The 24,698-nt window shown below is 63.3% G+C and carries 19 protein-coding genes; 9 read left to right on the plus strand and 10 right to left on the minus strand.

From position 1 onward, the window contains the following. Window positions 1-174: 174 nt before the first annotated feature. Together ACZZ0Q_RS22895 and ACZZ0Q_RS22900 are read left to right on the plus strand one after the other, a co-directional pair. On the plus strand, window positions 175-3,057 hold the full coding sequence (locus ACZZ0Q_RS22895) for an EAL domain-containing protein (RefSeq protein WP_463540661.1): 2,883 nt from the start codon (window positions 175-177) through the stop codon (window positions 3,055-3,057). A gap of 214 nt (window positions 3,058-3,271) precedes the next feature. Continuing rightward, entirely contained in the window at window positions 3,272-4,465 is a 1,194-nt protein-coding gene (locus ACZZ0Q_RS22900; RefSeq protein WP_463540660.1) for a type IV pilus assembly protein FimV, read from the plus strand. Between the two features lie 295 nt (window positions 4,466-4,760). On the opposite strand, the gene ACZZ0Q_RS22905 is transcribed toward ACZZ0Q_RS22900, so the two are convergent. The 4 genes from ACZZ0Q_RS22905 to ACZZ0Q_RS22920 form a co-directional block, all read right to left on the minus strand. Beyond that, on the minus strand, window positions 4,761-7,910 hold the full coding sequence (locus ACZZ0Q_RS22905) for an autotransporter outer membrane beta-barrel domain-containing protein (protein ID WP_463540659.1): 3,150 nt from the start codon (window positions 7,908-7,910) through the stop codon (window positions 4,761-4,763). 535 nt (window positions 7,911-8,445) lie between these two features. Next, the gene (locus tag ACZZ0Q_RS22910; RefSeq protein WP_463540658.1) at window positions 8,446-9,126 is read right to left on the minus strand and encodes a GNAT family N-acetyltransferase; all 681 of its coding nucleotides are present in this window, start codon (window positions 9,124-9,126) and stop codon (window positions 8,446-8,448) included. 17 nt (window positions 9,127-9,143) lie between these two features. Continuing rightward, complete coding sequence (locus tag ACZZ0Q_RS22915; RefSeq protein WP_463540657.1) at window positions 9,144-9,590, minus strand: N-acetyltransferase family protein; 447 nt, start codon at window positions 9,588-9,590, stop codon at window positions 9,144-9,146. Between the two features lie 10 nt (window positions 9,591-9,600). Further along, complete coding sequence (locus tag ACZZ0Q_RS22920) at window positions 9,601-10,239, minus strand: FMN-binding negative transcriptional regulator (RefSeq protein ID WP_463540656.1); 639 nt, start codon at window positions 10,237-10,239, stop codon at window positions 9,601-9,603. A 123-nt stretch (window positions 10,240-10,362) separates the two neighbouring features. Between ACZZ0Q_RS22920 and pdxR the strand changes: the two genes are divergently transcribed. Both pdxR and glsB read left to right on the plus strand, forming a co-directional pair. Continuing rightward, window positions 10,363-11,838 carry a MocR-like pyridoxine biosynthesis transcription factor PdxR gene (pdxR, locus tag ACZZ0Q_RS22925; protein WP_463540655.1) on the plus strand — a complete coding sequence of 492 codons (1,476 nt, stop codon included), beginning with the start codon at window positions 10,363-10,365 and terminating at the stop codon, window positions 11,836-11,838. Window positions 11,839-11,903: 65 nt separating this feature from the next. Continuing rightward, window positions 11,904-12,812, plus strand: coding sequence for a glutaminase B (gene glsB / locus ACZZ0Q_RS22930; protein ID WP_463540654.1), 909 nt, complete (start codon window positions 11,904-11,906; stop codon window positions 12,810-12,812). A gap of 239 nt (window positions 12,813-13,051) precedes the next feature. On the opposite strand, the gene aspA is transcribed toward glsB, so the two are convergent. Then, the gene (gene aspA / locus ACZZ0Q_RS22935) at window positions 13,052-14,482 is read right to left on the minus strand and encodes an aspartate ammonia-lyase (RefSeq protein ID WP_122492459.1); all 1,431 of its coding nucleotides are present in this window, start codon (window positions 14,480-14,482) and stop codon (window positions 13,052-13,054) included. 173 nt (window positions 14,483-14,655) lie between these two features. Here aspA and ACZZ0Q_RS22940 point away from each other — a divergent pair, with 173 nt between their 5' ends. From ACZZ0Q_RS22940 to ACZZ0Q_RS22950, 3 genes are all read left to right on the plus strand, one after another. Further along, window positions 14,656-15,576: a LysR substrate-binding domain-containing protein gene (locus ACZZ0Q_RS22940; protein WP_463540653.1), complete on the plus strand. Its 921-nt coding sequence runs from the start codon at window positions 14,656-14,658 to the stop codon at window positions 15,574-15,576. A 216-nt stretch (window positions 15,577-15,792) separates the two neighbouring features. Next, the gene (ybaL, locus tag ACZZ0Q_RS22945) at window positions 15,793-17,472 is read left to right on the plus strand and encodes a YbaL family putative K(+) efflux transporter (protein WP_463560957.1); all 1,680 of its coding nucleotides are present in this window, start codon (window positions 15,793-15,795) and stop codon (window positions 17,470-17,472) included. 89 nt (window positions 17,473-17,561) lie between these two features. After that, the gene (locus tag ACZZ0Q_RS22950) at window positions 17,562-18,038 is read left to right on the plus strand and encodes a DUF3301 domain-containing protein (RefSeq protein WP_463540652.1); all 477 of its coding nucleotides are present in this window, start codon (window positions 17,562-17,564) and stop codon (window positions 18,036-18,038) included. Window positions 18,039-18,047: 9 nt separating this feature from the next. Here ACZZ0Q_RS22950 and ACZZ0Q_RS22955 read toward each other — a convergent pair whose 3' ends face one another. Both ACZZ0Q_RS22955 and ACZZ0Q_RS22960 read right to left on the minus strand, forming a co-directional pair. Continuing rightward, window positions 18,048-18,932, minus strand: a complete 885-nt coding sequence (locus tag ACZZ0Q_RS22955; protein WP_463540651.1) for an alpha/beta fold hydrolase — start codon at window positions 18,930-18,932, stop codon at window positions 18,048-18,050. 65 nt (window positions 18,933-18,997) lie between these two features. Further along, a complete protein-coding gene (locus tag ACZZ0Q_RS22960; RefSeq protein ID WP_463540650.1) occupies window positions 18,998-19,960 on the minus strand; it encodes a CobW family GTP-binding protein in 963 nt (320 codons plus the stop codon). 121 nt (window positions 19,961-20,081) lie between these two features. Between ACZZ0Q_RS22960 and ACZZ0Q_RS22965 the strand changes: the two genes are divergently transcribed. Further along, window positions 20,082-20,435, plus strand: coding sequence for an NADH:ubiquinone oxidoreductase (locus tag ACZZ0Q_RS22965; RefSeq protein WP_463540649.1), 354 nt, complete (start codon window positions 20,082-20,084; stop codon window positions 20,433-20,435). A 7-nt stretch (window positions 20,436-20,442) separates the two neighbouring features. Here ACZZ0Q_RS22965 and zigA read toward each other — a convergent pair whose 3' ends face one another. Together zigA and ACZZ0Q_RS22975 are read right to left on the minus strand one after the other, a co-directional pair. Beyond that, a complete protein-coding gene (gene zigA / locus ACZZ0Q_RS22970; protein ID WP_463540648.1) occupies window positions 20,443-21,648 on the minus strand; it encodes a zinc metallochaperone GTPase ZigA in 1,206 nt (401 codons plus the stop codon). Between the two features lie 201 nt (window positions 21,649-21,849). Then, on the minus strand, window positions 21,850-22,371 hold the full coding sequence (locus ACZZ0Q_RS22975; RefSeq protein WP_463540647.1) for a DUF3617 domain-containing protein: 522 nt from the start codon (window positions 22,369-22,371) through the stop codon (window positions 21,850-21,852). Window positions 22,372-22,506: 135 nt separating this feature from the next. On the opposite strand from ACZZ0Q_RS22975, the gene cls reads away from it, so the two are divergent. Continuing rightward, window positions 22,507-23,946 carry a cardiolipin synthase gene (gene cls / locus ACZZ0Q_RS22980; RefSeq protein ID WP_463540646.1) on the plus strand — a complete coding sequence of 480 codons (1,440 nt, stop codon included), beginning with the start codon at window positions 22,507-22,509 and terminating at the stop codon, window positions 23,944-23,946. Between the two features lie 181 nt (window positions 23,947-24,127). Here cls and ACZZ0Q_RS22985 read toward each other — a convergent pair whose 3' ends face one another. Continuing rightward, complete coding sequence (locus ACZZ0Q_RS22985; protein WP_463540645.1) at window positions 24,128-24,628, minus strand: GNAT family N-acetyltransferase; 501 nt, start codon at window positions 24,626-24,628, stop codon at window positions 24,128-24,130. Between the last annotated feature and the right edge of the window lie 70 nt (window positions 24,629-24,698).

A 24,698-nucleotide genomic window follows, 5' to 3' on the forward strand; every position in this document is an offset into this window, starting at 1 on the left:
ATGCACGGGGCAACGCATAACCGACGACCGGCAGGTCAACGCAGCGGCACTGGCCGCGCTATCGAAAGTAAGGGGTATTCACGGTGAAAATGCCGAGATTGAGCCTTGGGCCAACGGCTTCGGTTGTGTATGCTCCGGCCACGACTAGGCATAACCATTACAAGAAAAGGGCCTATGACCGCACATTCCAGGCGTCCTCTCGACCTGCCATTGGCAGAGACCGATCGAGACATTCGCCAGCTGTTCGCTACCGACATCGCCGTTGAACGCACTCGTTTGCTGTACGAGGGCTCACGCATTCCCACCCTGTTCATGCTGCTCTGCGGCCTGGCCTGCGCGTACCTGTTATGGGAGCCGCGCGGCGATCTGCTGCTCGCCGGCTGGCTGGTGGGCGTGGTGACGCTGGCGGTGCTGCGCCTGATTCAGGTGGCCGCCTTCAACGCCGCGCTGCCGTCGCGCCAAGCCAAACCCCATTGGCGGCAGATGTTTTTGCTCGGCGCCTTCGCCTCAGGCGTGGCCCTGGCCATTGGCGCCATCGCGCTGGTGCCGCCGAACGCCTTCTTCCAGCAAGTGCTGATGTTCGGGCTGATCAGCGCGGCCATTTTGTCCGCCAGCGTGGCCTATGCCGTCAGCCTCACCGCCTTTCTGACCTTCGCCCTGCCCTGCCTGGTGCCGGCAGTGGGCTATCTGCTGCTGTCCGGCGACGACACGCAAAAAGGCTGGGGTCTGCTCGGGTTGATCCTGTTCGGCGCCCTGCTGGTGGTGGCCTGGCAAATCAACCGGCTGGTGCAGCGCAGCCTGGTGCAACGCTTCCATAACCAGGCGCTGATCAGCCGTCTGGAACACGCCAAAGGCCAGGCTGAAGGCCTGAATGGCGAGCTGGCGCGGGAAATCGAACAACGCCGCCGCGCCGAGCGCGAACTGCGCGACGCCCACAATGAGCTGGAAATACGCGTGGCCCAGCGCACCCTCGAGCTGGACGCCGCCAGCCATGCCCTGAGCAAAAGCGAAGCGCGCCTGGCCATGGCCCTGGAAGCCAGTGAGCTGGGCATGTGGGACTGGAACCTGGAAACCGACGAGGTTCACCACTCGCGGCTGAAGGAACTGTTCGGCCTCGACCCCAACGCCGTGACCGCCATGCTGCGCGACCTGAAACCGCGCCTGCACCCCGAAGACCTGCCGCTGCTGCGCCGCACCTTGGTGGAGCACATGAAAGGCCTCACCGACGGCTACGAAATCGAATACCGCGTCCGCCGTGCCGACAACCAATGGCTGTGGGTGGAAGACCGTGGCCGCGCTGTGGAGCGCGACGCCAGCGGCCGGGTCACGCGCATGCTCGGCACCCGCCGCGACATCACCGCCTGGAAAAGCCGCGACGAAGAACAGCGCCTGGCCGCCATCGTGTTCGAGGCCGCCAGCGAAGGCATCATCATTCTCGACCCCGACTACAAAGTACTCGCCGTTAACCAGGCCTACAGCGACGTGACCGGCTACGGCGCCGAGGAAGTTCACGGCCAAAGCGTGACGCGCATGATCGGCAGCCGCGACAACCGCGGCCAATACGAAGTGATCCGCCAAGAGCTAGAGCTGCACGGCAAATGGCAGGGCGAGCTGGTGGAAACGCGCAAGAACGGCGAGCTGTACCCGCAATGGCTGCAAATGAACGTGGTGCACGACAGCCGTGGCCGGGTCAGCCACATCGTCGGCTTCTTCGCCGACCTCACCTCGCGTCGCGAAGCCGAAGAACGCCTGCGCTACCTCTCGCACTACGACGAACTCACCGGCCTGGCCAACCGCACGCTGTTCAAAGCGCGCCTGCACGAAGCCAGCGAACGGGCCCGCCAAGGCGAGCGCACCTTGGCGTTGCTGCACATCGACCTTGACCGTTTCAAACTGCTCAACGACAGCCTCGGCCATGAAGTGGCCGATCAATTGCTGCGGCAAATGAGCCGCCGCCTGACCCAATCCATGCCGGAAGCCGATACCCTGGCGCGGCTCTCGGGCGATGAATTTGCCGTGATTCTCGACAGCTACGGCAGCCTGTCGAACCTGGCGCGCCTGGCCAGCCGCTTGCTCGCCAAATTGCGCACGCCCATGACCGTGGGTGGCCAGGAACTGGTAGTCAGCGCTTCCATCGGCATCAGCCTGCTGCCGGAAAACGCGCGGGAAATGAGTGCGCTGATCAGCCAGGCGAACATGGCCATGCAGCACGCCAAACATTTGGGCGGTAACACCTTCCAGTTCTTCACCGACAACCTGCAAGCCTGCACGCTGGAACGGCTGCAACTGGAAAACCAACTGCGCAAAGGCATCGAACTGGGCCAGTTGGAAGTCTTCTACCAACCGAAACTGTGCATGGTCACCGACACCCTCAGCTCCGCCGAAGCGCTGGTGCGCTGGCGTCACCCGGAACACGGCTTGGTGCCGCCCGGCGACTTTATCGGCCTGGCCGAAGAAACCGGCTTAATCGCGCCCATCGGCGAATTCGTGCTGCGCCAAGCCTGCCGCCAGGCGCGCGAATGGCAAACCATGGGCCTTGCCGATATTCGCGTGTCGGTGAACCTCTCCGTCCACCAACTGCGCCAAGGCAACCTCACCGCGCTGGTGCGCCAGGTGCTCGACGAAACCGGCTTAGCGCCGCACCTGCTGGAACTGGAACTGACCGAAAGCCAGTTGCTCGACAACGTCGAGAACGTGATCAGCACCTTCCACCAACTGCGGCAGATGGGCGTGAAGCTGGCCATCGACGACTTCGGCACCGGCTATTCCTCGCTCAGCTACCTCAAGCGTTTCCCGGTGGATTACGTGAAGATCGACCAATCCTTCATCCGCGACCTGTCAGCCAACGGCGAAGACGCCGCCATCACCCGAGCCATCATTGCCATGGCCCACAGCCTGGAATTGAAAGTGGTAGCCGAAGGCGTGGAAACCCAAGCGCAGATGAATTTCCTCAAAGCCCAGCAATGCGACGAGATTCAGGGCTTCCTGATCAGCCGGCCGTTGGCGGCGGAGCATTTCGTTAAATTGTTGCTGGAGCAGAGCAGCATCGCTTCCTGAAAGTCCGACACCCTGTGGGAGCGGCTTTAGCCGCGATTGGCCCTAGAGGAATGCGACGGTCTCGTGGTTTTTTCCGTACCTGCTGCACAGTTTCAACCTCTGCTCGCCACACCTTCGTCAGCCTGTGGCGAACCTCGCAAATGCTCATCGCCAACCTCGCCATCATGCGCGGCCGCACGCGCCCTGCGTGGTCTTAACGATGAGGAGAGCCGACATGCTCAAGAAGTATCCCCGCCTGCTGACGGCTCTGGCCCTGGCCTCGGCATCGCTGTTGCCGACAACCGCCATGGCTCTGAGCGTGGGCGAAGCCCAGGTGCTCTCAAGCCTCAGCCAACCGCTGCGCGCGCAAATCGAATTGCAGGGCGTGCGTGATCTCGGCCCGGAAGAACTTAAAGTGCGCCTGGCCTCCCCCGAGGCGTTCAAAAAGGCCGGCATCGACCGCGACAGTGCCGTACTTGCGCTGAAGTTCGAGACCACGCTGAACGCCAAGGGTCAGAGCATGATCCGCGTGACCACCAGCCGCCCGATCACCGAGCCGTACTTGAATTTCCTCGTGGAAGTGGTTTCCCCGGATGGTTTGCAGCTGCGTGAATACAGCCTGCTGATCGACCCGCCAAACTACGCCTACGCCGCGCCGGCGCCGGTGAGCGCGCCGGTGGCAGCTGCCGCGCCCGTGACCAAGCCGAAAGCGCCGGTCGCCGCGCCAGCCGTTGCCTCGGTTGCCACCGCGCCTGCCGTAGCCAGCACCGCAGCCGCCGCCGACGCGCCTGTTGCCGGCGGTCAATACCGCACGCAGACGAACGATCGGCTCTGGGACATCGCCCAGCGCATTCGCGGCGACGCCTCGCCGCAGCAAGCCATGCTGGCCATCCAGCGTCTCAACCCGGACGCCTTCAGCAACGGCAACATCAACCGTATGAAGAGCGCGCAAACCCTGCAATTGCCTAACCGTGAGCAACTGCACGCCACCGACCGCAACGACGCCCTGGCGCAAACCCAGCAGCAACAACAAAGCTGGAAAGGCGAAGGCGTGGCCCAGCTGGACGCCCGCAAACGCACCGAAGCTGGCAGCGCGCCGGCTACCCAGGCGGCCAGCGACACGTTGAGCCTGGTCGGCGAACAAGGCAGCGGTCGTGCCGAACATAAAGACGGCGCCAAAGCCAGCAAGGCCGCCGCCAAGCAGGAAGCGGATAACCGCTTGGCATTAGCTCAGGAAGAACTGGCCCAGGCCCGGCGCGAAGGCGAGGAGCTGTCCAGCCGGGTGACGGATTTGCAGTCGCAGCTGGATAAATTGCAGCGCCTGATTGTATTGAAGGATGGGCAACTGGCTGAGTTGACGGCGCGGTTGGCTAAGTTGGATCGCGAGGGGCAGGAAGGCGGGGAACTGGCGCAGGTGCAGGGGCACTGAGGCTGGGGCAGGACGGCTGTCTCTCGCTGCGTGGCCGTTAAGAGCACTTCGGTTCGAGACTCTGGATCCCCGCCTACGCGGGGATGACGGTGGTCTGCGCAAAAACCTCCGTCATTCCCGCGAAAGCGGCGGTTCGACGATTCGAAATCCAGTATTTACCGCCGAACAAACATCCCCGCAGCGCCACCAATTGCACTTCGGTCCGAAACTCTGGATCCCGAATCGTCGGACCGCCGCGTTCGCGAGGATGACGGGAGTCTGTACAAAAACCTCCGTCATTCCCACGCACCTAACCTCAAAACCCCATCTGCCACTGCGCCACCACTCCATGGTTCTGCGCGTTATCCCCCATCTCTCCCACATACCCCAGCCCTAAACTCTGGCTAGCCGTAATTCCCACATCAAACCCCGCCTCAACCAGCAATGTATTGCGATCCAGCGCCGTGCCTTGGGCGCTGAAGCTGCTGCCTCCGCTGACAAACGCTTGCCGCGTTTCGCTGTCGACGTTGCCGTAGGTGTGGCGCCAGCCCAGGCTCATGCGCGGGGTGAAGCTCATGCCGCTGTCCAGATGATTGAGGCCGGCAAGGCGCAGGCCCAAGGTGGTGCTGAGGTTGTCTTGGTCTTGCGACTCCACGCGTAGGGCCGAGTCGCCGCCTTTTTCGCTGTAAGCATCGCGGTCGTAACGTTGGTAGCCCACGGCGGCGAACGGCTCGGCGAGCAGGCGGCCGCTGGCGTAGGGGTACGCCAATTCGGCGAAGGCTTGCTGGCTGTTGGCGTCGTAGTCACCGTGCAGTTTGTCGTCGACGCCGGCAAAGCGAACCCGGCGTTTGTTTTCGCCGTCGTGGCGGCTATACGCCGCGCCAAGGCGCAGGGCCAATTGGTCGAGTTGGGTCAGGGCGTAAACACCCACGTGGTAGCTGTCGACATCACCCGAGGCGCCCTGCCCGGCGTCGATGTCGGTGCGTGAATAACCGCCAACCACACCCAAACGCCAGTCCGGGCTCAGCGCCCAATCCGCACCGAACAGCGTGCCGCCGGTGTTCTGGTCGACATCGCTACTGCCGTGCTCGCCATCAACCGTGCCGTGGCTGCCGAGGGCCTGCACCCACACGCGGCCAGCGGCTTTGGGGTCGTGCAGACCACGTGCTTCATTCGGTACGCCGACGGCCACCAGTTGCGGACCGTCATCGCGCAACACCGAGGCTTGCAAGCTGCTGCCGAAACCGCCGAGCTGGCTCATGGCGCCCTGCATCACGCTGCTCACCTGGCTGGAGCCGGCCATGGTGGCGGCCGCCATGCTGGCGTTGCTGGTGCCGGCGAGTTGCTCAAGGGCCTGCCTGGCGGTGGCTTTATCGGTGGTCAGCAGTGCGTTGTACACGCTGCTGTCGCGCTGGGCGGCGAGATTGTCCGCCAGGTTGCGCGCGTTTTCGCTGCTGGCGAGCGCGGCGAAGGCGGTGTCGTTGCGGGTCAGTTGCAGTTCGACCGTGTTGGCGGTGTAGGTGACGGTTGGGGTCAGGAAGGCAAAGTTGTGGGTCACGCTGCCGAACTGCCCGTTAACGCCACCGGCTGTCGTCAGCAGGCTGCTGCGCTCGGCGTAGCCGCTGCCGTTGGCGGTCAGGTTCAGGGCGGCGTTGCCCAGCGTGGCGCTGCCGCTCAGTTGCACCGGTGCGCCGCTGGCGTTGAGGGAATACTCGAACGTGGCGCCGCTGCCCAATTGCAGGCTGCCCAGGCGACCCGTGCCGCCGTAATGGGCGCCATTGGCGACGTTTAGCACGCCGCCAATGCTGCCCTGGTTGATCAGCGTCGCGCCGCTGGCCACGTTGCCGCCGGCACTGAAGTCGTCGCTGCTGACGGTCCACTTGCCGCCCGTGACGGCCAGGGTTTCAAAGTTTTGGCTGTTGCCAAACTGGCCGACACCGCTGCCGCTGAGGGTCAGGGCGTCAGTGCCGGCGCCGCCATCTACCAGGCCGCCAAAGGTGCCGCCGGTAATCACGGTAAGGCTGTCGTCACCGGTGCCCATGTCCACGGCCAGGCCGTTCAGGCCAACGATGGAGCCGGCGTTGCTCAGGGTGTCGTTGCCCGCGCCCATTTGCACGGCGGCGGCTGCCGTGGTGCTGCTCAATTGGTCAACGCGCACCGACCGGGCGCCGCCGCGAATCAAGCCGCCGGCCAGGTTGGTCAGGCTGTCGGCAAAGTTGCCGACCAGGCCGATGGCCGTGCTGTCCGCACCGATGATGCTGCCGCCGTTGGTGATCGTCGCCACGCCGCCGACCGCTGTCGCCGTACCGCGTTGCGCGGCGATGGCAGAGCCATTGGCGCCGTCGTCGATGAGGATGCCCTTGGACTGGCCAAAAATTTCAGCGCCCGCGTGGTTGATGATTGTGCCGCCGCCTGCCGCGATGCCATCAGCGCCATTGGGAAAGCCGCTGGAATCCACACCGCCGGCGCCCACGCCTTCGATACGGCCGTAGTTGCTGATGCTGGCGATGCCGTCGATGTCCACGCCGTCGCCATCACCGTTGTTCGCAGTGCTGTAACCAGTGCTGCCGCCCAGGTGCTCGAACACCTTGCCGGCTCCGGCGTAGCGGCCGCTGATCAAGCCGTAGTTAAGCACCGTGCCCACGCCATCACTGCCGACGCCAGAGCCGTTGCGACCGATGATTTGGCCGCCTTGGTAGTTGGTAACGGTGACGCCAGCATCGGAGGTCACGCCATGGCGCGGCCCGGAAATGGTGCCCCAGTTGTTGACGGTAACGGCCAGCTTGGAATCGATGGCGTCCATGGCGCTGGCAGCGCCGCTGCAGGCGCTGATGTAGTCCGGGCATTTGGTGTTGACCGTGCCCGTGCTGATGATGGTGCCGTAGTTGTTGATGGTGGTGTTGCTGCCGGGGCGCAGGGCGTCGTCGTTGCTGGATTCGATCAGCGCGTTGCGGTTGGTGGCGGAGCCGTTGTTGATAATTTTGTTGCCGGCGCCGGTGGCGTCACGCATGTCGATCGCCTGCCCACCGCTGGTTCCGCTGCCCGTCACTTTGATGGTGCCGTTGTTGTTTAGCACCAGCGTGGAGTTGGCCTTTTTAACGCGGATGGCGTCGGCGTTGAGGGTGGAAATCGTGCCGTTGTTGGTAATAGCGATAGCGACACCGTTGGTGTTGTTATCAATCGCGCGGGCATCGCTGCCGCTGTTGGCGTTGGCCAGGGTTCCGTTGTTTATGAGCGTTACCGCGCCGCTGGTGCCGGTGATGTCCACAGCCGCCGCGTTGACGTTGGGTTGCAGCGTGCCGCCGTTGGCGACGGTGCCGGTATTGCCGCTGGTGAGGGTTTTCGCGGTGCTGTCGGTGGTGCCGGCGCCAACGCTGAAGTCGGCGGCCTGGGCGGTGGCCAGGGTGATGGCTTGCACGGCCAGAATCAGGGGTAGAAGACGGAATTTGGGGGTGTGGGAATGCATGGGTCACCGCTCTTATTTGAAGTGCGGGGGACTATGCGTTGGGGTTGTTACAAACAGTTGACGACGGAATCGAAGCCCCAGGGTGGGGCGATGCGGTGCCAATGACCGCACTTCGGCGCGAAACTGGATTCGAATCGTCGAACCGCCGCCTACGCGGGAATGACGGTGCTCTATGCAAAAACCTCCGTCATTCCCGCGAACGCGGGAATCCAGTATTTACCGCCGGACTAACATCCCCGTAGCGCCACCAATCGCACTCTGGCGAAAGACTCTGGATCCCCGCGTTCGCGAGGATGACGGTGGTGTGGAGAAAAACTTGGTCATTCCCGCGAAAGCGGCGGTTCGACGATTCGAAATCTAGAATATCTCGTCGAACACTGATCACTGTCTCGGCGCTTTGGGTGCTCGTTCATTACCGCGTCTGCTAAACCCCGGCTCCACTCGGCCTACGATGAGTGGGGCGGCGATCACAAGCATCGCGGCTAAAGCCGCTCCTACAGGATGGGCGCTGAGTTGCTGGAACAGGGTGCCGCTCTTATCCGTTTCGCAACACTTCCAACCCCTGCATCTGCTGCCCATTCCCATCGAAATTGCTCAAGTCCAGCCACCGTTCATACCCCCTGGCAATCGGTGCCCATTCGCTGTCGATGATGGAGTACCAGGCGGTGTCGCGGTTGCGGTCTTTGATGACGAGGTGTTGGCGGAACAGCCCTTCGTAGGTGAAGCCGAAGCGTTCGGCGGCGCGTTTGGAGCGGGCGTTGCCGTTGTTGCATTTCCATTCGAGGCGGCGATAGCCGAGGTCGAAGGCGTTTTTGGCGAGCAGGTAGATCACTTCGGTGGCTTGCACGCTGCGTTGCATCACGCGGCCGTAGCAGATGTGGCCGATTTCAATGCTGCCGTGGGCCGGGGCGATGTTGAGGTAGGCGAGCAGGCCCTGGACCTGGCCGCTGGTTTGTTCGACGACGGCGTAGAACTGTGGGTCTTTGCTCGCGGCGTTGGCGCTCAGCCAGGTGTCGAAGGCGGCGCGCTCGGGGAAGGGGCCGTAGGGCAAGTAGTCCCACAGCAGCGGGTCGGAGTCGGGGCCTTGCAGGGCCAGCCACAGGTCGTCGCCGTGGCGCGCCGGGTCGAGGGCTTCCAGGCGCACGGTGCGGCCTTGCAGGGTGTCGCGACTCGGGGCGGCGACCGGTTTCCAGTTCAGGTGCGGGGTGAGGCTCATGGGCGGTTCCTGGCGAATTAGTTGAAGAGTTTGCGGTATTGCACGAAGCCCGAACGGGTGGCGATTTTGTCGTACAGGTGCATGGCGTCGGTGTTGGTTTCGTGGGTCAGCCAGTGCACGCGCGAGGCGCCCGCGGCTTCGGCGCAGGTGTACACGTGTTCGATCAACTGACGGCCAATGCCGGCGCCACGAATGCCCGGTTCCACATACAAATCTTGCAGGTAACAGTAGTTGCCGACGGTCCAGGTGGAGCGGTGGTAGATGAAGTGCACCAGGCCCACGGCGACGCCGTCTTGCCAGGCCAGGGCGGCGTTCATGGGCTCGCTGCGGTCGAGGAAACGTTGCCAGGTGATGGCGCTCGTTTCGTCGCTGATCACGGTGTTGTAGAAACGCTGGTAGCCCTGCCACAACGGCAGCCAGGCGGCGTGGTCGGCGGCGGTGATGGCGCGAATGGTGATGCTCATGTCTTCTCCTTTATTGCGAGCCGTGGGGCGGCATGCGGGCGGCGAGTTCGGCTTCGTTGGCCAAGCCGCTGCCGGCCAGGTTCGCGCGCACATTGTCGTAGTCGGTTTTGTCGCGGTTCTGGCCCAGTTTCCATTTGCCTTCGATGCGTTCGATGGGCAGCTCGAAGCCGACGATGGCGCGCAGCAAGCTGTCGATGTACGCCGGCGGCGCTTCGTCAATTGTCCACGGTTGGGCGCGGCCGTCTTCGTGGCGGTGGGTCAGTTCGGTGAGCAACTGGCGCAAGCGCTGCGGGTCGTCGAACGTCTCGGCACGGCCGTAGGCGTGAATGGCGATGTAATTCCAGGTGGGCACTGCTTTGCCGTGTTCGGCTTTGCTGGGGTAGTAACCGGGGCTGATATAGGCCTGCTCGCCCGAAAAAATCACCAGCACCTCGGCGCCGGCTTGCAAGGTTTTCCATTGCGGGTTGGCTTTGGCGAAGTGGCCTTTGAGCGTGCCGAAGCGGCCCTCGCCTGGCACCAGCAGCAATGGCAAGTGGCTGGCTTGCAGGCCGTTCTCATCGTGGCTGACGATAATTGCCAGCGGCGTTTGGGCCATTTGCTGGTGCAGCGTGGGCAGGTCTTCTTCGCGGAAGGCAGCGGGCGTGTACATGGTGAATCTCCCTGTTGATGGGCTGATCCTAGGGCAGGCATTGGACTTGTGTAAGAGCCATTTATGGCAAATCTCATAGGGCCAATGTTAGGTTGGGCTTCGCTCCGCGCATTCGAGTCTGTTATGTCTCCATCACCCCTACCGTTCGACCCGTCCGGCATTCAGCTGGACCGCAGCAAAGGCTTGTCGCGCCAGCTGTATGAAGCCTTGCGCGAACGTATTCTCGGTGGCCAGCTTGGCAGCCGGGTGCGTATGCCAGCGACGCGTGATTTGGCCGACGCGCTGGGCGTGTCGCGCAATACCGTGGTGCGCGCGTATGACCAGCTGTATGCCGAGGGGTATCTGGAAGGTCGCGTGGGCGATGGCACTTATGTGGCGGAACTGGCGACCAAGGCGCGCAAAGCTGCCAGAACGCCTGCCACCCCGCCCACGCAAACCGCGCAGAGCACCGCGCTGCAGCGCCTGGAAACCGAGCATTTGCCGGCGGCGCGCCTCGACGCACCCCGGGCTTTTCGCGTTGGCATTCCGGCCTTCGACCTCTTCCCTTTCGACACGTGGGCACGCCTGCAAGCCAACTTCTGGCGCCGGCCGCCGATGGCTGCCCTGGGCTATGGCTCGGCGGCGGGCGACCCGCGATTGCGCGAGCTGATTGCCGCCTATTTGCGCAACAGCCGAGGGCTGGTCTGTGACCCGGCCCACGTGATCATTACCAGCGGCGCGCAACAGGCCATCAGCCTTTGCGCGCAGGTGTTGCTCAACGTCGGCGACGGCGTGGCGATTGAAAACCCCGGCTACCGCGCCGCCGGCAAGGCCTTTGCCCTGGCGGGCGCTCATCTGCACGGCGTGGCAGTGGACGCAGACGGCTTCGACACAACGGCGCTGGCCACCCTGAAAACCTGCCGGCTGGCCTACGTAACGCCGTCGCACCAATACCCCACGGGCGTCACCCTGTCGTTGCCGCGCCGCCTGCAATTGCTGGAATGGGCCGCGCGCGAAAACGCCTGGATTGTTGAGGACGATTACGACGGCGAGTACCGCTACCGCGGCACGCCGTTGTCGCCCTTGGCCGCGCTCGACCAGCATGGCCGGGTGCTGTACGTCGGCACCTTTTCCAAAATCGCCTTTCCGGCCCTGCGTCTGGGTTATCTGGTAGTACCGCCGTCGCTTAGCCAGGCCTTCAGCCAGGCGCGCGCATTGGCGGTTCGTCACTCGGAAATCGGCACCCAGGCGGTAATGGCCGAGTTCATCGCCGCCGGCCATTTCCAGCGCCATATCCGCCGCATGCGCCGCGCCGCCCAAGCGCGCCGGGACGCCTTGATCAAAGACTGGCCCAGCGACGTGCGGGGCTGCCAGCCGTTGCCGCAGGTAGACGCCGGCCTGCACCTGAGCGTGCGCGTTAGCAGCCGCGCGCGGGAGCAGGAGCTGGTGGAAAAAGCCGCCGCCGTGGGCGTTGAACTCAATGCGTTGAGTGACTATTGGTTGCCGGATTCGCCAGCCAACGAAGACGAGCGCGCCGGCTTGGTACTCGGTTTCGCAGGGGTAGGCGAGGCGCACATCGCAACGGCGTTGAGCGCACTGAAAAAAGCCTGGAAGGGCTGAGCCATTTTTAGGTGATGCCGCCTGCAAAACCATCGTCTAGCAGTGATCGCCACGGAGCCCAACCCATGCAAGCGCTGTTGACCGAAATTCTCGACGAAGTCCGCCCGTTGATTGGCCAGGGCAAAGTGGCCAGTTACATCCCCGCGTTGGCCGAGGTGCCTGCCGCACAGTTGGGCATTGCGGTGTATGGCAACGACGGCGAGCTGTTCCGTGCCGGCGACGCCGACACACCGTTTTCGGTGCAGAGCATTTCCAAGGTGTTCAGCCTGGTACAGGCCATCGAGCATTCCGGCGAGACCATCTGGGAACGCCTCGGCCATGAGCCGTCGGGGCAGCCGTTTAATTCGCTGGTGCAATTGGAGTTCGAGCGCGGCAAACCGCGCAATCCGTTTATCAACGCCGGGGCGCTGGTGATTTGTGACATCAACCAGTCGCGCTTCGCCGCGCCGGTGTTGTCGATGCGCGATTTTGTGCGGCGGCTGTCGGGCAACGCCGAGGTCACGGTGGATCGCCATGTGGCCGAGTCGGAGTACCAGCACCGCGCGCGCAATGCGGCGATGGCGTACCTGATGCAGTCGTTCGGCAACTTTCATAACGATGTCGAGGCCGTGCTGCGCAGTTATTTCAACTACTGCGCGCTGCGCATGAGCTGCGTCGACCTGGCCCGCGCCTTTTGTTTTCTGGCCAACGATGGGTTCTGCAAACACAGCGGCGAGCAGATTCTGACGGCGCGACAAACCCAGCAGGTGAATTCGATCATGGCCACCAGCGGGCTGTATGACGAAGCCGGGAATTTCGCCTATCGGGTTGGGCTGCCGGGCAAGAGCGGCGTGGGCGGCGGCATTGTTGCGGTGGTGCCGGGGCGATTCACCGTGTGCGTGTGGTCGCCAGAGCTGAACGCGGCGGGCAACTCGCTGGTGGGCATGGCGGCGTTGGAATTGTTGAGTCAGCGCATTGGGTGGTCGGTGTTTTAACCGGGATCGGTGGCGTTTGCGGCCCTCACCCCTAGCCCCTCTCCCGCGAGCGGGAGAGGGGAATCCATCGCCTATCTCGCCGCATCCTCGGTCAGGCCCCCTCGCCCGCGAGCGGGAGAGGGCGGGGGGTGAGGGTCGGCGCCACTCGCATAAAAAAAGGAGACACAGCGTTCGCTGTATCTCCTGAAGGGCTTGGGAAGCTTGGCCCCAAAGCCTGGTGACTGTGAAACGGTGGCGCGTTACACCGCTGCTTTGAGCGGCACCAAACGCGGGGCGATCATGTTTTCCGGACGCAGAATCTCGGCCAGGCTGGCGTCGTCCAGCAGCTTCTCTTCACGCACCAATTCCAATACCCCACGGCCGCTTTCCAGCGCCTGCTTGGCGATGCGCGTGGCGTTCTCGTAGCCGATGTAGGGGTTCAGCGCGGTGATCAGGCCGATGGAGCTTTCCACCAGTTCGCGGCAGCGCGCTTCGTTGGCGGTGATGCCGACGATGCAGTGCTCGCGCAGCATGTCCATGGCCCGTTGCAGCAAGCGGATCGAGTCGAAAATCTTGTAGGCGATCAGCGGTTCCATCACGTTCAGTTGCAGTTGGCCGCCTTCGGCCGCCATGGTCAGGGCCAGGTCGTTGCCGATCACTTCGAAGGCCACTTGGTTGACTGCTTCCGGAATCACCGGGTTGACCTTGCCAGGCATGATCGAGCTGCCGGGCTGACGCGCCGGCAGGTTGATTTCGTTGATGCCGGTGCGCGGGCCGCTCGAAAGCAGGCGCAGGTCGTTGCAGATTTTCGACAACTTCACGGCGGTGCGTTTGAGCATGCCGGAGAACAGCACGAAGGCGCCCATGTCGGAGGTCGCTTCAATCAGGTCGGCGGCCGGCACCAGCGGTTGGCCGCTGATTAATGCCAGACGCTCTACCGCCAAGGCCTGGTAGCGCGGGTCGGCGTTGATGCCGGTGCCAATCGCGGTGCCGCCCAGGTTCACTTCGGTGAGCAACTCAGGCGCCAGGCTTTTCAGGCGCGCCAGGTCTTCGCCCAGGGTTGTGGCGAAGGCGCGAAATTCCTGGCCGAGGGTCATCGGCACGGCGTCTTGCAACTGGGTGCGACCCATCTTCAATACGTGGCCGAACTCTTCACCCTTGGCGGCGAATGCCTGGATCAGGCTGTCGAGGCTGGCGAGCAAGGTGTCGTGGCCCAACAACAGCCCCAGGCGAATGGCGGTGGGGTAGGCGTCGTTGGTGGACTGCGCCATGTTCACGTCGTTGTTGGGGTGCAGGTACTGGTAGTCGCCTTTTTGGTGGCCCATGGCTTCGAGGGCGATGTTGGCGATCACCTCGTTGGCGTTCATGTTGGTGGAGGTGCCGGCACCGCCCTGGATCATGTCGACCACAAACTGGTCATGGAACTCGCCGCGCACCAGACGGGCACAGGCTTCGCTAATCGCCGCGTGTTTGGCGGGGCTTAGGTGGCCCAGCTCGCGGTTTGCGTCGGCCGCCGCTTGCTTCACCATCGCCAGGGCAACCACCAGTTTGGGGTAGTGCGACAACGTCACGCCGGACAGGCGAAAGTTGTGCACAGCCCGTAGGGTCTGGATGCCGTAGTAAGCGTCGGAAGAAACTTCGAGGGTGCCGAGCAGATCTTTTTCGATGCGCGATGATGCAACAGGGGACATGATGAGGTTCATCTCAGGGTAGGCACGGGCTTGGCCGCGATGCAGGCTAGACTAGGGCTGAGCTGTTTCTAAGGCCAATGCTGTTAAACGCTGGGGTATGCACAAACGGCATAATGTTGGTGTGACTGCCGCTTGTCGGCGAGCGTAATAAGCGGTATCGCAACGGAGCCCACATGAACCTCGAAAGCAAATGGTTGGAAGACTTCGTCACCCTGGCCGGCACTCGCAGTTTTTCCCAGGCGGCGCAGAAGCGCTTCGTCACCCAGCCGGCGTTCAGCCGACGGATTCGCAGTTTGGAAGAGTCTTTGGGCCTGACGTTGGTGAACCGCTCGCGTACGCCTGTGGAGCTGACCGAAGCCGGTCAGCTGTTTCTGGTAACGGCCCGCAGCGTGATCGAGCAACTCGGTGAAGTGGTGCGCCACCTGCATCACCTGGAAGGCCAACAAGGTGAAGTGCTGCAGTTTGCGGCGGCGCATTCCCTGGCATTGAGTTACTTCCCGGCCTGGATTGCGCGCCTGCGTCAGGACGGTTTGAACATTGCCAGTCGGCTGGTGGCCACCAACGTCGGCGAGGCGGTGCACGCGCTGCGCGAGGGCGCCTGCGATTTGATTCTGGCCTTCTACGACCCCGACGCGGCGCTGCAAATGGACCCGGAAATCTTCCCTTCCATGCTGTTGGGCCGCAGCGAAATGCTGCCCGTGTGCGGCGTGGACGCCGACGGCAACGCGCTGTTCGATTTGGAAAGCGGCCAAAGCGTGCCGCTGCTGGCCTATAGCGCCGGCGCGTTTCTCGGCCGCTCGGTAAACGCCTTGCTACGCCAACGCGGCCTGCGCTCCACCACGGTGTACGAAACGGCGATGGCCGACAGTTTGAAAAGCATGGCGCTGCAAGGGTTGGGCGTGGCCTGGGTGCCGCGCCTGAGCATCGAGCCGGAGCTGGCGCGTGGCGAACTGGTGGAGTGCGGCGGCGCGCATTGGCAGTTGCCGCTTGAGATTCGCCTGTATCGCTGCGCGCTGGTGCGCAAAGCGGCCATTCGTTTGCTCTGGCGAAAACTGGAAGCGGGCGCGGGCAGCGCGTCGGCGAGCGTGGGTTGATCCCACGCAGCGCACAAACATCTTGTTTAACAATGCCTTGAAACGCCCGCCCGGCTTGGCGCGTTCGCCGCGCTAGACTGAGGCCCGCATCGCGTCACCGGCCCCGGCTTGCCGAACTGCCTCCCCTCCGGTTCAGGCTCCGGCGGCGCAATGTTTCATCGTGACCCACACTGCACTGCACCTTTGCCAGCCCTTCGCGCCAATTCGGGAGAATTCATGGTTCATCACACCCCTCTAATCGCGGCCCTGGCGACCGGCTTTGTGCTGGCCTTCGTGCTCGGCACGCTGGCCAACCGCTTGCGCCTGTCGCCCCTGGTCGGCTACCTGCTCGCCGGCGTCTTGGTCGGCCCCTTCACACCGGGTTTTGTCGCCGACCAGGACCTTTCCAACGAGCTGTCGGAAATCGGCGTCATTCTGCTGATGTTCGGGGTGGGCCTGCACTTCTCGCTCAAAGACTTGATGTCGGTTAAGAACATCGCTATCCCCGGTGCCTTGGTGCAAATCACCGTCGCCACGCTGATGGGCATGGGGTTGTCGTGGCTAACCGGGTGGTCGTGGGGCGCCGGCTTAATCTTCGGCCTGGCGCTCTCGGTGGCCAGTACCGTGGTGCTGCTGCGAGCCCTGGAGGCGCGGCAGTTAATCGACAGCCGACGCGGCAAAATCGCCGTGGGCTGGTTGATTGTGGAAGACCTGGTGATGGTGCTGGCGCTGGTGCTGATTCCTGCGTTGGCCGGTGTGCTGGGCGGCAGCGAAGCGGCGCCTGATGAAGGCATCTGGCTGCAACTGGGCATTACCCTGGCGAAAGTAGCCGCCTTTGTAGTGCTGATGATTGTGGTGGGCGGCAAGGTGATTCCCTGGCTGCTGGAGAAAAGCGCCGGCACCGGCTCGCGCGAATTATTCACCCTCGCCGTGCTGGCGATTGCCATGGGCGTGGCGTACGGCTCGGCGGTGTTGTTCGGGGTGTCGTTTGCCCTGGGCGCATTTTTCGCCGGCATGATTCTCAACGAGTCGGAATACAGCCACAAAGCCGCCGACGATTCGCTGCCGCTGCGCGATGCCTTTGCGGTGTTGTTCTTCGTGTCGGTGGGCATGCTGTTCAACCCGATGGTGTTGATTAACGAGCCCCTGATGGTGCTCGCCACGCTGCTGGTGATCGTGTTCGGCAAGTCGCTGGCGGCATTGCTGATCGTGCTGGCCTTCGGCAAACCACTGAGCACCGCGCTGACCATTTCGGCCAGCCTGGCGCAGATCGGTGAGTTCTCTTTCATTCTCGCCGGCCTTGGCGTGGGCTTGGGGCTGATGCCCGAAGCTGGGCGCGATTACATTTTGGCCGGCGCGATTTTGTCGATCGTCATCAACCCCATGCTGTTCACCCTGATCGACCGCATTCAGCCTTGGCTTGATGGCCGCGAAAAAACCGCGCCAGCAGCCACGGTTGAGGAAGAAGCGGCAGAAGAATTCCAGCCAATTACCGAAACCGGTCACGCCATTTTGATCGGCCACGGCCGCGTCGGCAGCCGCATCAGCGCGCGGCTGCGCGAGGAAGGCGTACCGTTGGTGATCATCGAAGACAACCGCACCCAGGCTCAGGAACTGCGCGAAGTCGGCCACAGCGTGGTGCATGGCAATGCCGCCAGCGCCCGCGTGCTGGAACTGGCCAACGTGGCGAATGCGCGCTGGCTGCTGATCGCCATTCCCAATGGTTTGGAGGCGGGGGCCATCGCCATTCATGCGCGCGCTGCCAATGCCAATCTGGACATCATCGCCCGCGCCCATTTCGACGACGAGGTGGATTACCTGCAGCAACACGGCGCCGACCTGGTGGTGATGGGCGAGCGGGAAATCGCCCGCATCATGTTCGAACGCCTCGGCCTGCACAGCGCAACGACAAGCTGAGCCGGCCACCCGCCTGACGGTCATAACCGACGCTGGAGTTGGTCACAAAGACGCGAGTAAGCTTGGCCCTCTTGTAGGAGTGCGTCGCGATGTTGACCCTGGGCAATATGTTCGTGCTGATGTTGCTGGCTGCCGGCGCCGCCTGGCTGTGGCATGCCCATGGCCTGCGCGAACGTGCGTTGGAGCGGGTGAAGCAGCACTGTCAGCGCATGGAGGTGATTCTGCTCGACGACAACGTCGCGCTGCGCCGCATTGCGCTACTGCCAGACGCTCGCGGCCGCCGTCGCCTGGCGCGGGTGTATGGCTTTGAGTTCACCGTCACCAGCGAGCAGCGCCACGCCGGCACCATCACCATGTTCGGCCAGCACGTGGGCACCATCGAGCTGGCACCCCATCCGTTCGTGGAAAAGCCGGGGCAACCGGTGGCGCAGCCCAACGTCGTCGGCGACAGCGTGGTGATGGACAACGCCGCGCCCCATGCCGTGATCGACGTGGTGCCAGAACGTGTCAGCGGCAACGTGGTGCAGCTCAGCGACTGGCGCCGCAAGCACGACAAGCTGCACTAGCCGCCCGCCCTACTCCTTCAGCAAAAAACGGCGAACCCGCTCGGCGCTGTCTTGCGGCGTCTGCTGCATAAAACAATGCCCGCCTGCCACCACCTGCCCGCGTACATGGCTGTTCAGCGCGGTGACGCGCGCCACGGCCTTGGCCACAAACGGGTAACTGTCCTGGCCGTGCACGATCAGCGTCGGCGTGACGATTTTGCTTAGCGAACTCCACAGCCGGCGCGGGTAGGAACTGAAAATCTCGGCCTCGCGGCTAGGCCGGCATTTCAGCTCGACGCCCTCTTCCACGTCTTTCAACGCGTGCTCCACGTAGGCCCACAGCGCCGCGTCTTCCCAGCCCTTGAACGTGCCTCGGCCATGCAAGCCGGCGTAGGCCGCCGCGCGGTCTGGCCACTGTTTGCGCCGCGCGGCGGATTTGCGCGCCATGCTGTGCTGACGCTGCAAACCCAGCACTTCCGACACCGCCATCACACCGATCAGCGTCGGTGGAAACAACACCGGATCAAGCAGTACCGCGCGCTGAAACAGCTCTGGGTGCTTAGCCAGGATCAAGCTGCTGAGCACGCCACCAAAACTGTGGCCGAGGGCGAAACGGGGCACGTCGCCGAAGACGCTACGGCCGGCGTCGAAGGCTTCCACCGCCAGCTCGGCGCTGCGATTCCAGCCATGGAAACGGCCGCCGTGGTCGCTGTCGCCATGGCCCTGAACGTCGCAGAGCCAGAGGTCGAAATCAGCGGCGAGGTGTTTGAGCATCGGCTCGTACGTGCGCCCGCAAAAGCCGTTGCCGTGGATAAAGTGCAGCAGCGGTTTGCCGCTGGGCTCGCTGTGCCAGCCGCGCAAGGTGAAGTGGGCGGAGCTGGCGTGGGACCAGGGATGCAGGGTGAAGGCGGTCATAAGGGGCGGACTTCTAGGGAAACGTGAGCGCAAGTTTAATGGTTTTGCGTTGGGCTTCGCTGCGCTTAACCCAACCTGCAGGCTGCCATTGCAGCGTTGAGCTGCTGCTCGTTTTGCGACTCGCTGAAGATCAGTTCCAGGCGCGAGTCTTTGCGCCATTCGCTGCTTTGCCAGTGCAGCGGCTCGCCGTTCAGGGCGTTGGCCGATAGCCAGCCGGCGTTGCTGTGCATCACCAGTTTGGCGCGCCGCCACGGCAGGCTCGCCAGCCACGTTTGCAGGCGCATAAGTTCGAATTGCTGGCTGGGATGCCAGCGCCAGCCGATGCTCCACCCTTCGGCTTGGCCGCCGCTCTGGCAGATTGGCTGCGCGGCATCGAGCCAGACGCTAGCCCGGTTGCCGGCCTCGCTGCTCGGCAGTTCCGGCTCGCCGTCTGCGGCCTGGGCGGTGGCGCCGGGGAGTTCGGCCAGCGGCAAGGCGCCCTGGCTGGTCCAGAAAATCGGGCGCGGTGGCAGGCGGTTGACGATGGCGGTGCGGGTGCCCGCGTCAAGCTGTTCGGCTTTGTTGAGCACCAGCAAGCCCGCGTCAGCCAGAGCCGCTTCCTGGCTGTCGGGCAGCTGCAAGCCGGCGGCCAATGCCTGAGCGTCCAGCACCAGCACGCTCGGCTGCACCGCCAGCACGCCTTCCCAGGGCGGATCACGCAACTGCGCCAGCAGTGCCGCCGGATGGCCCAGGCCTGACGGCTCGATAAACAGGCGATGAGGTTTGGCTTTGCGCAGCAGCCGGGCGAGGCCGATTTGAAACGGCGCGCCATTGACGCAGCACAGGCAGCCGCCGGCCACTTCGCTCAGGGCGATGCCGTCATCGCCCGTGGTCAGCAGCGCGGCATCGAGGCCAATTTGGCCGAACTCATTGATTAGCACCGCCCAGCGCTCATCAGCAGGGCGCTGCGCCAGCAGGTAGCGGATCAGGCTGGTTTTCCCGGCGCCCAGCGGGCCGGCAATCAAATGCGTGGGAATGTCGCTGAGCACGTGGGTTCTCGGGGTGTGTTTTTCAGGGTGGATAACCATCGGCGAAAAGCGCCACAGGCACAAGCGCGGGGCTCGCCGTGCTAGAGTCGCCGGCACATTTTTTCGGCGCCGGAGACCCACGATGCGCGTACTGCTGTTGCCTTTGCTGCTTCTTCTATCCGGCCAGGTGCTGGCCGAGGCCTGTGTGGTGCACAGCCAGGCTGAACGCCTGGATGTGAAAGTCTGCCAGCAGAACCGCAGCATTCCGCCCAACCTTTTCCACAGCGGCTTTTGCCAGCCGACGATGAAGGGCCAGCAAGTGACGGTGGATTACGTTGAGCAGTGTCCGCAGGGCTCGTTCGGCGTGTGCCGCTCGGCCAAAGTGCCGGGCACACCGTATCAGCAAGACATTCACTATTACGGCGTGGCCAGCGACTCCGCCTACCTCAAGCCGGCCTGCGAAAAGCAGAACCGTGGCGTGTGGATGGATCGCTGATCAGCCCTCACGCGGCCTCGTGCCACGGGCCGAACGGGTCGGCGTAGTGCGCCCAGCCTTCGCTGCCCAGGGCCATTTCGGCATCGCTTAACAGGCACTCGTCCAACTCGCGGCTAAGTTGGGCGAAGTCGATGTTCTGACCGATAAACACCAACTCCTGGCGGCAATCGCCCACCTCCGCGCTCCAATGGCGCATCACCGTGGCGACGCCCTCGTCGTCTTGCGGCCATTGCTCTTTCGGCACGTGCCGCCACCAGCGCCCGGCAAAGCCATAGCGCATCAACCCGCCGGCTTGCGACCAACTGCCGGCGTCCTGATGTTTGCTCGCCAACCAGAAAAAACCTTTCGAGCGCAGCAGCCGGCCGTTGCTCCATTCGCGGTTGATAAAGTTGTAGAAACGCTGCGGATGAAACGGCCGCCGCGCCCGATAAGCAAACGAGGCGATGCCGTATTCCTCGCTTTCCGGCAGGTGCTCGCCGCGTAATTCCTGGAGCCAGCCGGGCGCTTGCGCGGCGCGCTCGAAATCAAACCGTCCGGTGTCGAGAATTTTGCCCAACGGCACTTGGCCCATCACCATCGGTAGGATTTCGGCGTGGGTGTTGAGGGTGGTCAGAATGCTCATCAGCTCGCGGCGCTCATCGCGGGAGATCAGGTCGATTTTGCTCACCAGAATTACATCGGCGAACTCGACCTGCTCGATGAGCAAGTCGGTGATGGAGCGTTCGTCATTCTCGTCCACCACTTCGCCACGGCTCGCCAGGCTGTCGGCTTGCTGGTAATCGCGCAGAAAGTTGAGGCCGTCGACCACGGTAACCATGGTGTCCAGCCGCGCCACGTCGTTGAGGCATTGGCCGTCTTCGCCTCGAAAGGTGAAGGTTTCTGCCACGGGCAAGGGCTCGGCGATGCCGGTGGATTCGATCAGCAGATAGTCGAAACGGCCATCGCGGGCCAGGCGATTCACTTCTTCGAGCAAGTCTTCGCGCAGGGTGCAGCAGATGCAGCCGTTGCTCATTTCCACCAGCTTTTCTTCGGCGCGATTCAGGCTGACGTCGCGCTGCACTTCGCTGCCGTCGATGTTGATTTCGCTCATGTCGTTAACGATCACGGCGACGCGCAGATTGTCGCGGTTACGCAGGATATGGTTGAGCAACGTGCTCTTGCCCGCGCCAAGAAAGCCGGACAAAACAGTGACGGGTAAACGGGGCGCTTGCATGGCGGATTCTCATCAGAACAGGAGCCGGTTTAGCTCAACGATTGTTATAGTATTACACGTTATACAATAACAAAACGTCGGACTTCAACGGCCGTCCCGATTGTTCCGAATGCCATAAAAAACCCCTGCGCCGCGCTGTAAGCCAGCAGGGCCAGGGGTTTCACGTGGAACTGGCAGTTTAATTGCGCCGAGCCCGTGCCGTTAACGCGTGTTGGCAGGCAGGCCTGAACAGTCGGCACCCACCCAACGACCCGTCGATTCAAGACGGCCTTGCTGCTTCTGCCCGCCCATCAAAAACGTGCCGTTAACGGTGGTGGCGAACTCACGGGAGCTGAGGAAAGTCGTCTGGCCTTGCCCTTGTCCCTGCGGGCAACTGACGGTGAATTTCATCATTTGCGGAGTGCGTTCGGTGATCTGCTGCTTGCAGCCGGAATGGGCGCCCTGGGTCGGGAAATTGTCGGTTTGCGCCTGCTCCGGGGTGATGCACATGCGCACGCCGTTGCCCGCCATCGCCACGCCTTGTTTGGCCATGGCCTGCTCAGCCATTTTGCGTTGCTCAGGCGGCAGGCTACCCATTAGCAGTTTCAGGTCGGGCATCTGCTGGCCGTTGACCTGCATATTTTTCGACTGAATCTCCCACAGCCCGGGTTGCAGCTTCTCGGCCTGCGCCATGGACGACGCTCCGAGCGCCGCGGTGCAGGCAAGAACAAGGCGAATCTTCATAAATCACGGTCCTTCTGGCAGGTGGGGAAGCGGCGCAACTATGGCGCGGCCAGCCATGTAGACGCCAGCTACAGTCGACAGTTGCACCGGCACACGGCACATTGCGTGTCAGCACATTGCCCAAGCGACCCCGGCATGGACGTGATCATCCCACCGCTGTTCGGCTACCTGATAGCCCTCACCCACCTGCTCGGCATCTGCGCCGCGCTGCACGCCATCCTCACGGTACGCACCGCCCAGGGTTCCATCGCCTGGGCGTTGTCGCTGCTGTTTATCCCCTACCTGACGCTGATTCCCTACCTGGTGTTTGGCCGCAGCACGTTCGATGCGTACATCCGCGCGCGCCGCCACGCTGACCGGGAAATGCGCACCGCCATGAGCACCCTGAACTGGCGCCCCTGGGCCGAGGAAGCCCTGGCTGCGCAAGACACCGACGCCTACCGCACCCTCGGCGCCCTGCCCTCGCTGGGGCACATGCCGTGTCTGGCGAATAACCAGGTGCGGTTGTTGATCGATGGCAACGCCACGTTCGAGGCCATCTTCGCCGCCATCGCCAGTGCCCGGCAGGTGGTGCTGGTGCAGTTTTTCATCATCCACGACGACGACCTCGGCCGCCGTTTACACGCCCTGCTGCTGGAGCGCGCGGCAGCCGGCGTGGCGGTGTATCTGCTCTACGACAGCATCGGCAGCCACGCCCTGCCGCGCCGCTACATCCAGACGCTGCGCAACGGCGACGTCAATGTCCGCGCGTTCAGCACGCGCCGTGGGCTGATCAATCGCTTCCAGCTGAACTTCCGTAACCACCGCAAAATCGTTGTAGTGGATGGCGACTTCGGTTTTGTCGGCGGCCTCAACGTAGGCGACGAATACCTAGGGTTGAAAGCACCGCTGGCGCCGTGGCGCGACACCCACGTGGAACTGCGCGGCCCGGCGGTGGCGTGTTTGCAAGAATCGTTTGCTGAAGATTGGTTTTGGGCCACCCGTCAGTTGCCACCGCTCATGCTGCCTGAGGCCTACGGCGGCGAAGGCAAGCTCTGTCAGGTGCTCACAAGCGGTCCGGCCGATGCGCAAGAAACCTGCTCGTTGTTTTTCGTCGAGGCCGCCAACTGCGCCCGTGAGCGCCTGTGGATAACCAGCCCGTATTTCATTCCGGACGAATCGGTGTCGGCCGCCCTGCGCCTGGCCGTGCTGCGCGGCGTGGACGTGCGCATCTTGCTGCCGTCACGGCCGGACCATCGCACGGTATACGCCGCCTCCAGCCTGTACGCCTTCGCGGCGTTGCACAGCGGCGTGCGGGTGTTTCGCTATCAGCCGGGGTTTGTGCACCAGAAGGTGGTGCTGATCGATCAGAAGATCGCTGCCATCGGCAGCGCCAATCTCGACAACCGCTCGTTTCGCCTGAACTTCGAAATCATGTTGATCACCGTTGATGAAGCGTTCGCCCTGGAGGTGGAACGCATGCTCGACAATGACTTCGGCCAGGCCATCGAGCTGGCGGCAGGCGATGACCAGAACATTCACCGCCTGCGCCAGCTGGGCATGCGCATCGCCAGGTTGATTTCGCCGATTTTGTGAGCGTCGTTGGCAGCAATCCGCGCGAAAGGTAACGCGCCTCGGCTTCGTAGGAGCCAGCTTGCTGGCGAACCCTGTAAACGCCGACTCCGTGAGCTGGGCGCAACCTCCGTGTGCAGGAATTGGCGACCAAGGTCGCTCCTACACAAACATCCAAAGGTTGCGTAAACCCGGCAAACGCCGATCAGGCCTCCACTTCTTCCTTGTAAACCTGCAACCCGCGCGCCTGGTAATTGCCCAGCGCGCTCGGGTGATCCAGCGTGCAGGTATGCACCCACACCCGCTTGGTGCCCGGCCAGGCCCAGGCCGACTCCAGCGCGTGCGTCAGCATCGGGCCGCCGAAGCCTTTGCCGAAAAATTCCTGCACCAGGCCGAAGTACAAAATCTCCACATCACCCTCGGCGCTGCGTTGCAGCTCGTAGTAGCCGGCGATAGCGCCCTGCTCGTAGGCGACGAAGGTGCGGTGGTTGTCTTGTTCAACCAGCTCGCGCCATTGCGCGTCGGTCCACACCAGCTTGTCGGTCCACTCCCACGGCCCGCCCACCAGTTGGTACAGAAAACGGTTTAGCGGGAACTGCTTGATCACGCACTCGACAATGCTCAGCGCTGCCGGCAGCGGTTTGCCGCGCACCTGCTCGGGGCTGTGCATGTCCAAGTAATACGTAATGTTTTCAATGGCTGCCATGGCCGGCCCCAACAAGAAATGTGCGCCGAGGCTACTGCACCGGCGCGCTCAGGGGCATACGCAGCTAACG

The organism is Pseudomonas sp. AC070 (genome assembly GCF_979258635.1).

Excerpts from the sequence above, each read along its gene's own strand:
- ACZZ0Q_RS22895 (WP_463540661.1), top strand. The coding sequence starts at position 175 with ATGACCGCACATTCCAGGCGTCCTCTCGACCTGCCATTGGCAGAGACC.
- ACZZ0Q_RS22900 (WP_463540660.1), top strand. The coding sequence starts at position 3,272 with ATGCTCAAGAAGTATCCCCGCCTGCTGACGGCTCTGGCCCTGGCCTCG.
- ACZZ0Q_RS22905 (WP_463540659.1), bottom strand. The coding sequence starts at position 7,910 with ATGCATTCCCACACCCCCAAATTCCGTCTTCTACCCCTGATTCTGGCC.
- ACZZ0Q_RS22910 (WP_463540658.1), bottom strand. The coding sequence starts at position 9,126 with ATGAGCCTCACCCCGCACCTGAACTGGAAACCGGTCGCCGCCCCGAGT.
- ACZZ0Q_RS22915 (WP_463540657.1), bottom strand. The coding sequence starts at position 9,590 with ATGAGCATCACCATTCGCGCCATCACCGCCGCCGACCACGCCGCCTGG.
- ACZZ0Q_RS22920 (WP_463540656.1), bottom strand. The coding sequence starts at position 10,239 with ATGTACACGCCCGCTGCCTTCCGCGAAGAAGACCTGCCCACGCTGCAC.
- pdxR (WP_463540655.1), top strand. The coding sequence starts at position 10,363 with ATGTCTCCATCACCCCTACCGTTCGACCCGTCCGGCATTCAGCTGGAC.
- glsB (WP_463540654.1), top strand. The coding sequence starts at position 11,904 with ATGCAAGCGCTGTTGACCGAAATTCTCGACGAAGTCCGCCCGTTGATT.
- aspA (WP_122492459.1), bottom strand. The coding sequence starts at position 14,482 with ATGTCCCCTGTTGCATCATCGCGCATCGAAAAAGATCTGCTCGGCACC.
- ACZZ0Q_RS22940 (WP_463540653.1), top strand. The coding sequence starts at position 14,656 with ATGAACCTCGAAAGCAAATGGTTGGAAGACTTCGTCACCCTGGCCGGC.
- ybaL (WP_463560957.1), top strand. The coding sequence starts at position 15,793 with ATGGTTCATCACACCCCTCTAATCGCGGCCCTGGCGACCGGCTTTGTG.
- ACZZ0Q_RS22950 (WP_463540652.1), top strand. The coding sequence starts at position 17,562 with ATGTTGACCCTGGGCAATATGTTCGTGCTGATGTTGCTGGCTGCCGGC.
- ACZZ0Q_RS22955 (WP_463540651.1), bottom strand. The coding sequence starts at position 18,932 with ATGACCGCCTTCACCCTGCATCCCTGGTCCCACGCCAGCTCCGCCCAC.
- ACZZ0Q_RS22965 (WP_463540649.1), top strand. The coding sequence starts at position 20,082 with ATGCGCGTACTGCTGTTGCCTTTGCTGCTTCTTCTATCCGGCCAGGTG.
- zigA (WP_463540648.1), bottom strand. The coding sequence starts at position 21,648 with ATGCAAGCGCCCCGTTTACCCGTCACTGTTTTGTCCGGCTTTCTTGGC.
- ACZZ0Q_RS22975 (WP_463540647.1), bottom strand. The coding sequence starts at position 22,371 with ATGAAGATTCGCCTTGTTCTTGCCTGCACCGCGGCGCTCGGAGCGTCG.
- cls (WP_463540646.1), top strand. The coding sequence starts at position 22,507 with ATGGACGTGATCATCCCACCGCTGTTCGGCTACCTGATAGCCCTCACC.
- ACZZ0Q_RS22985 (WP_463540645.1), bottom strand. The coding sequence starts at position 24,628 with ATGGCAGCCATTGAAAACATTACGTATTACTTGGACATGCACAGCCCC.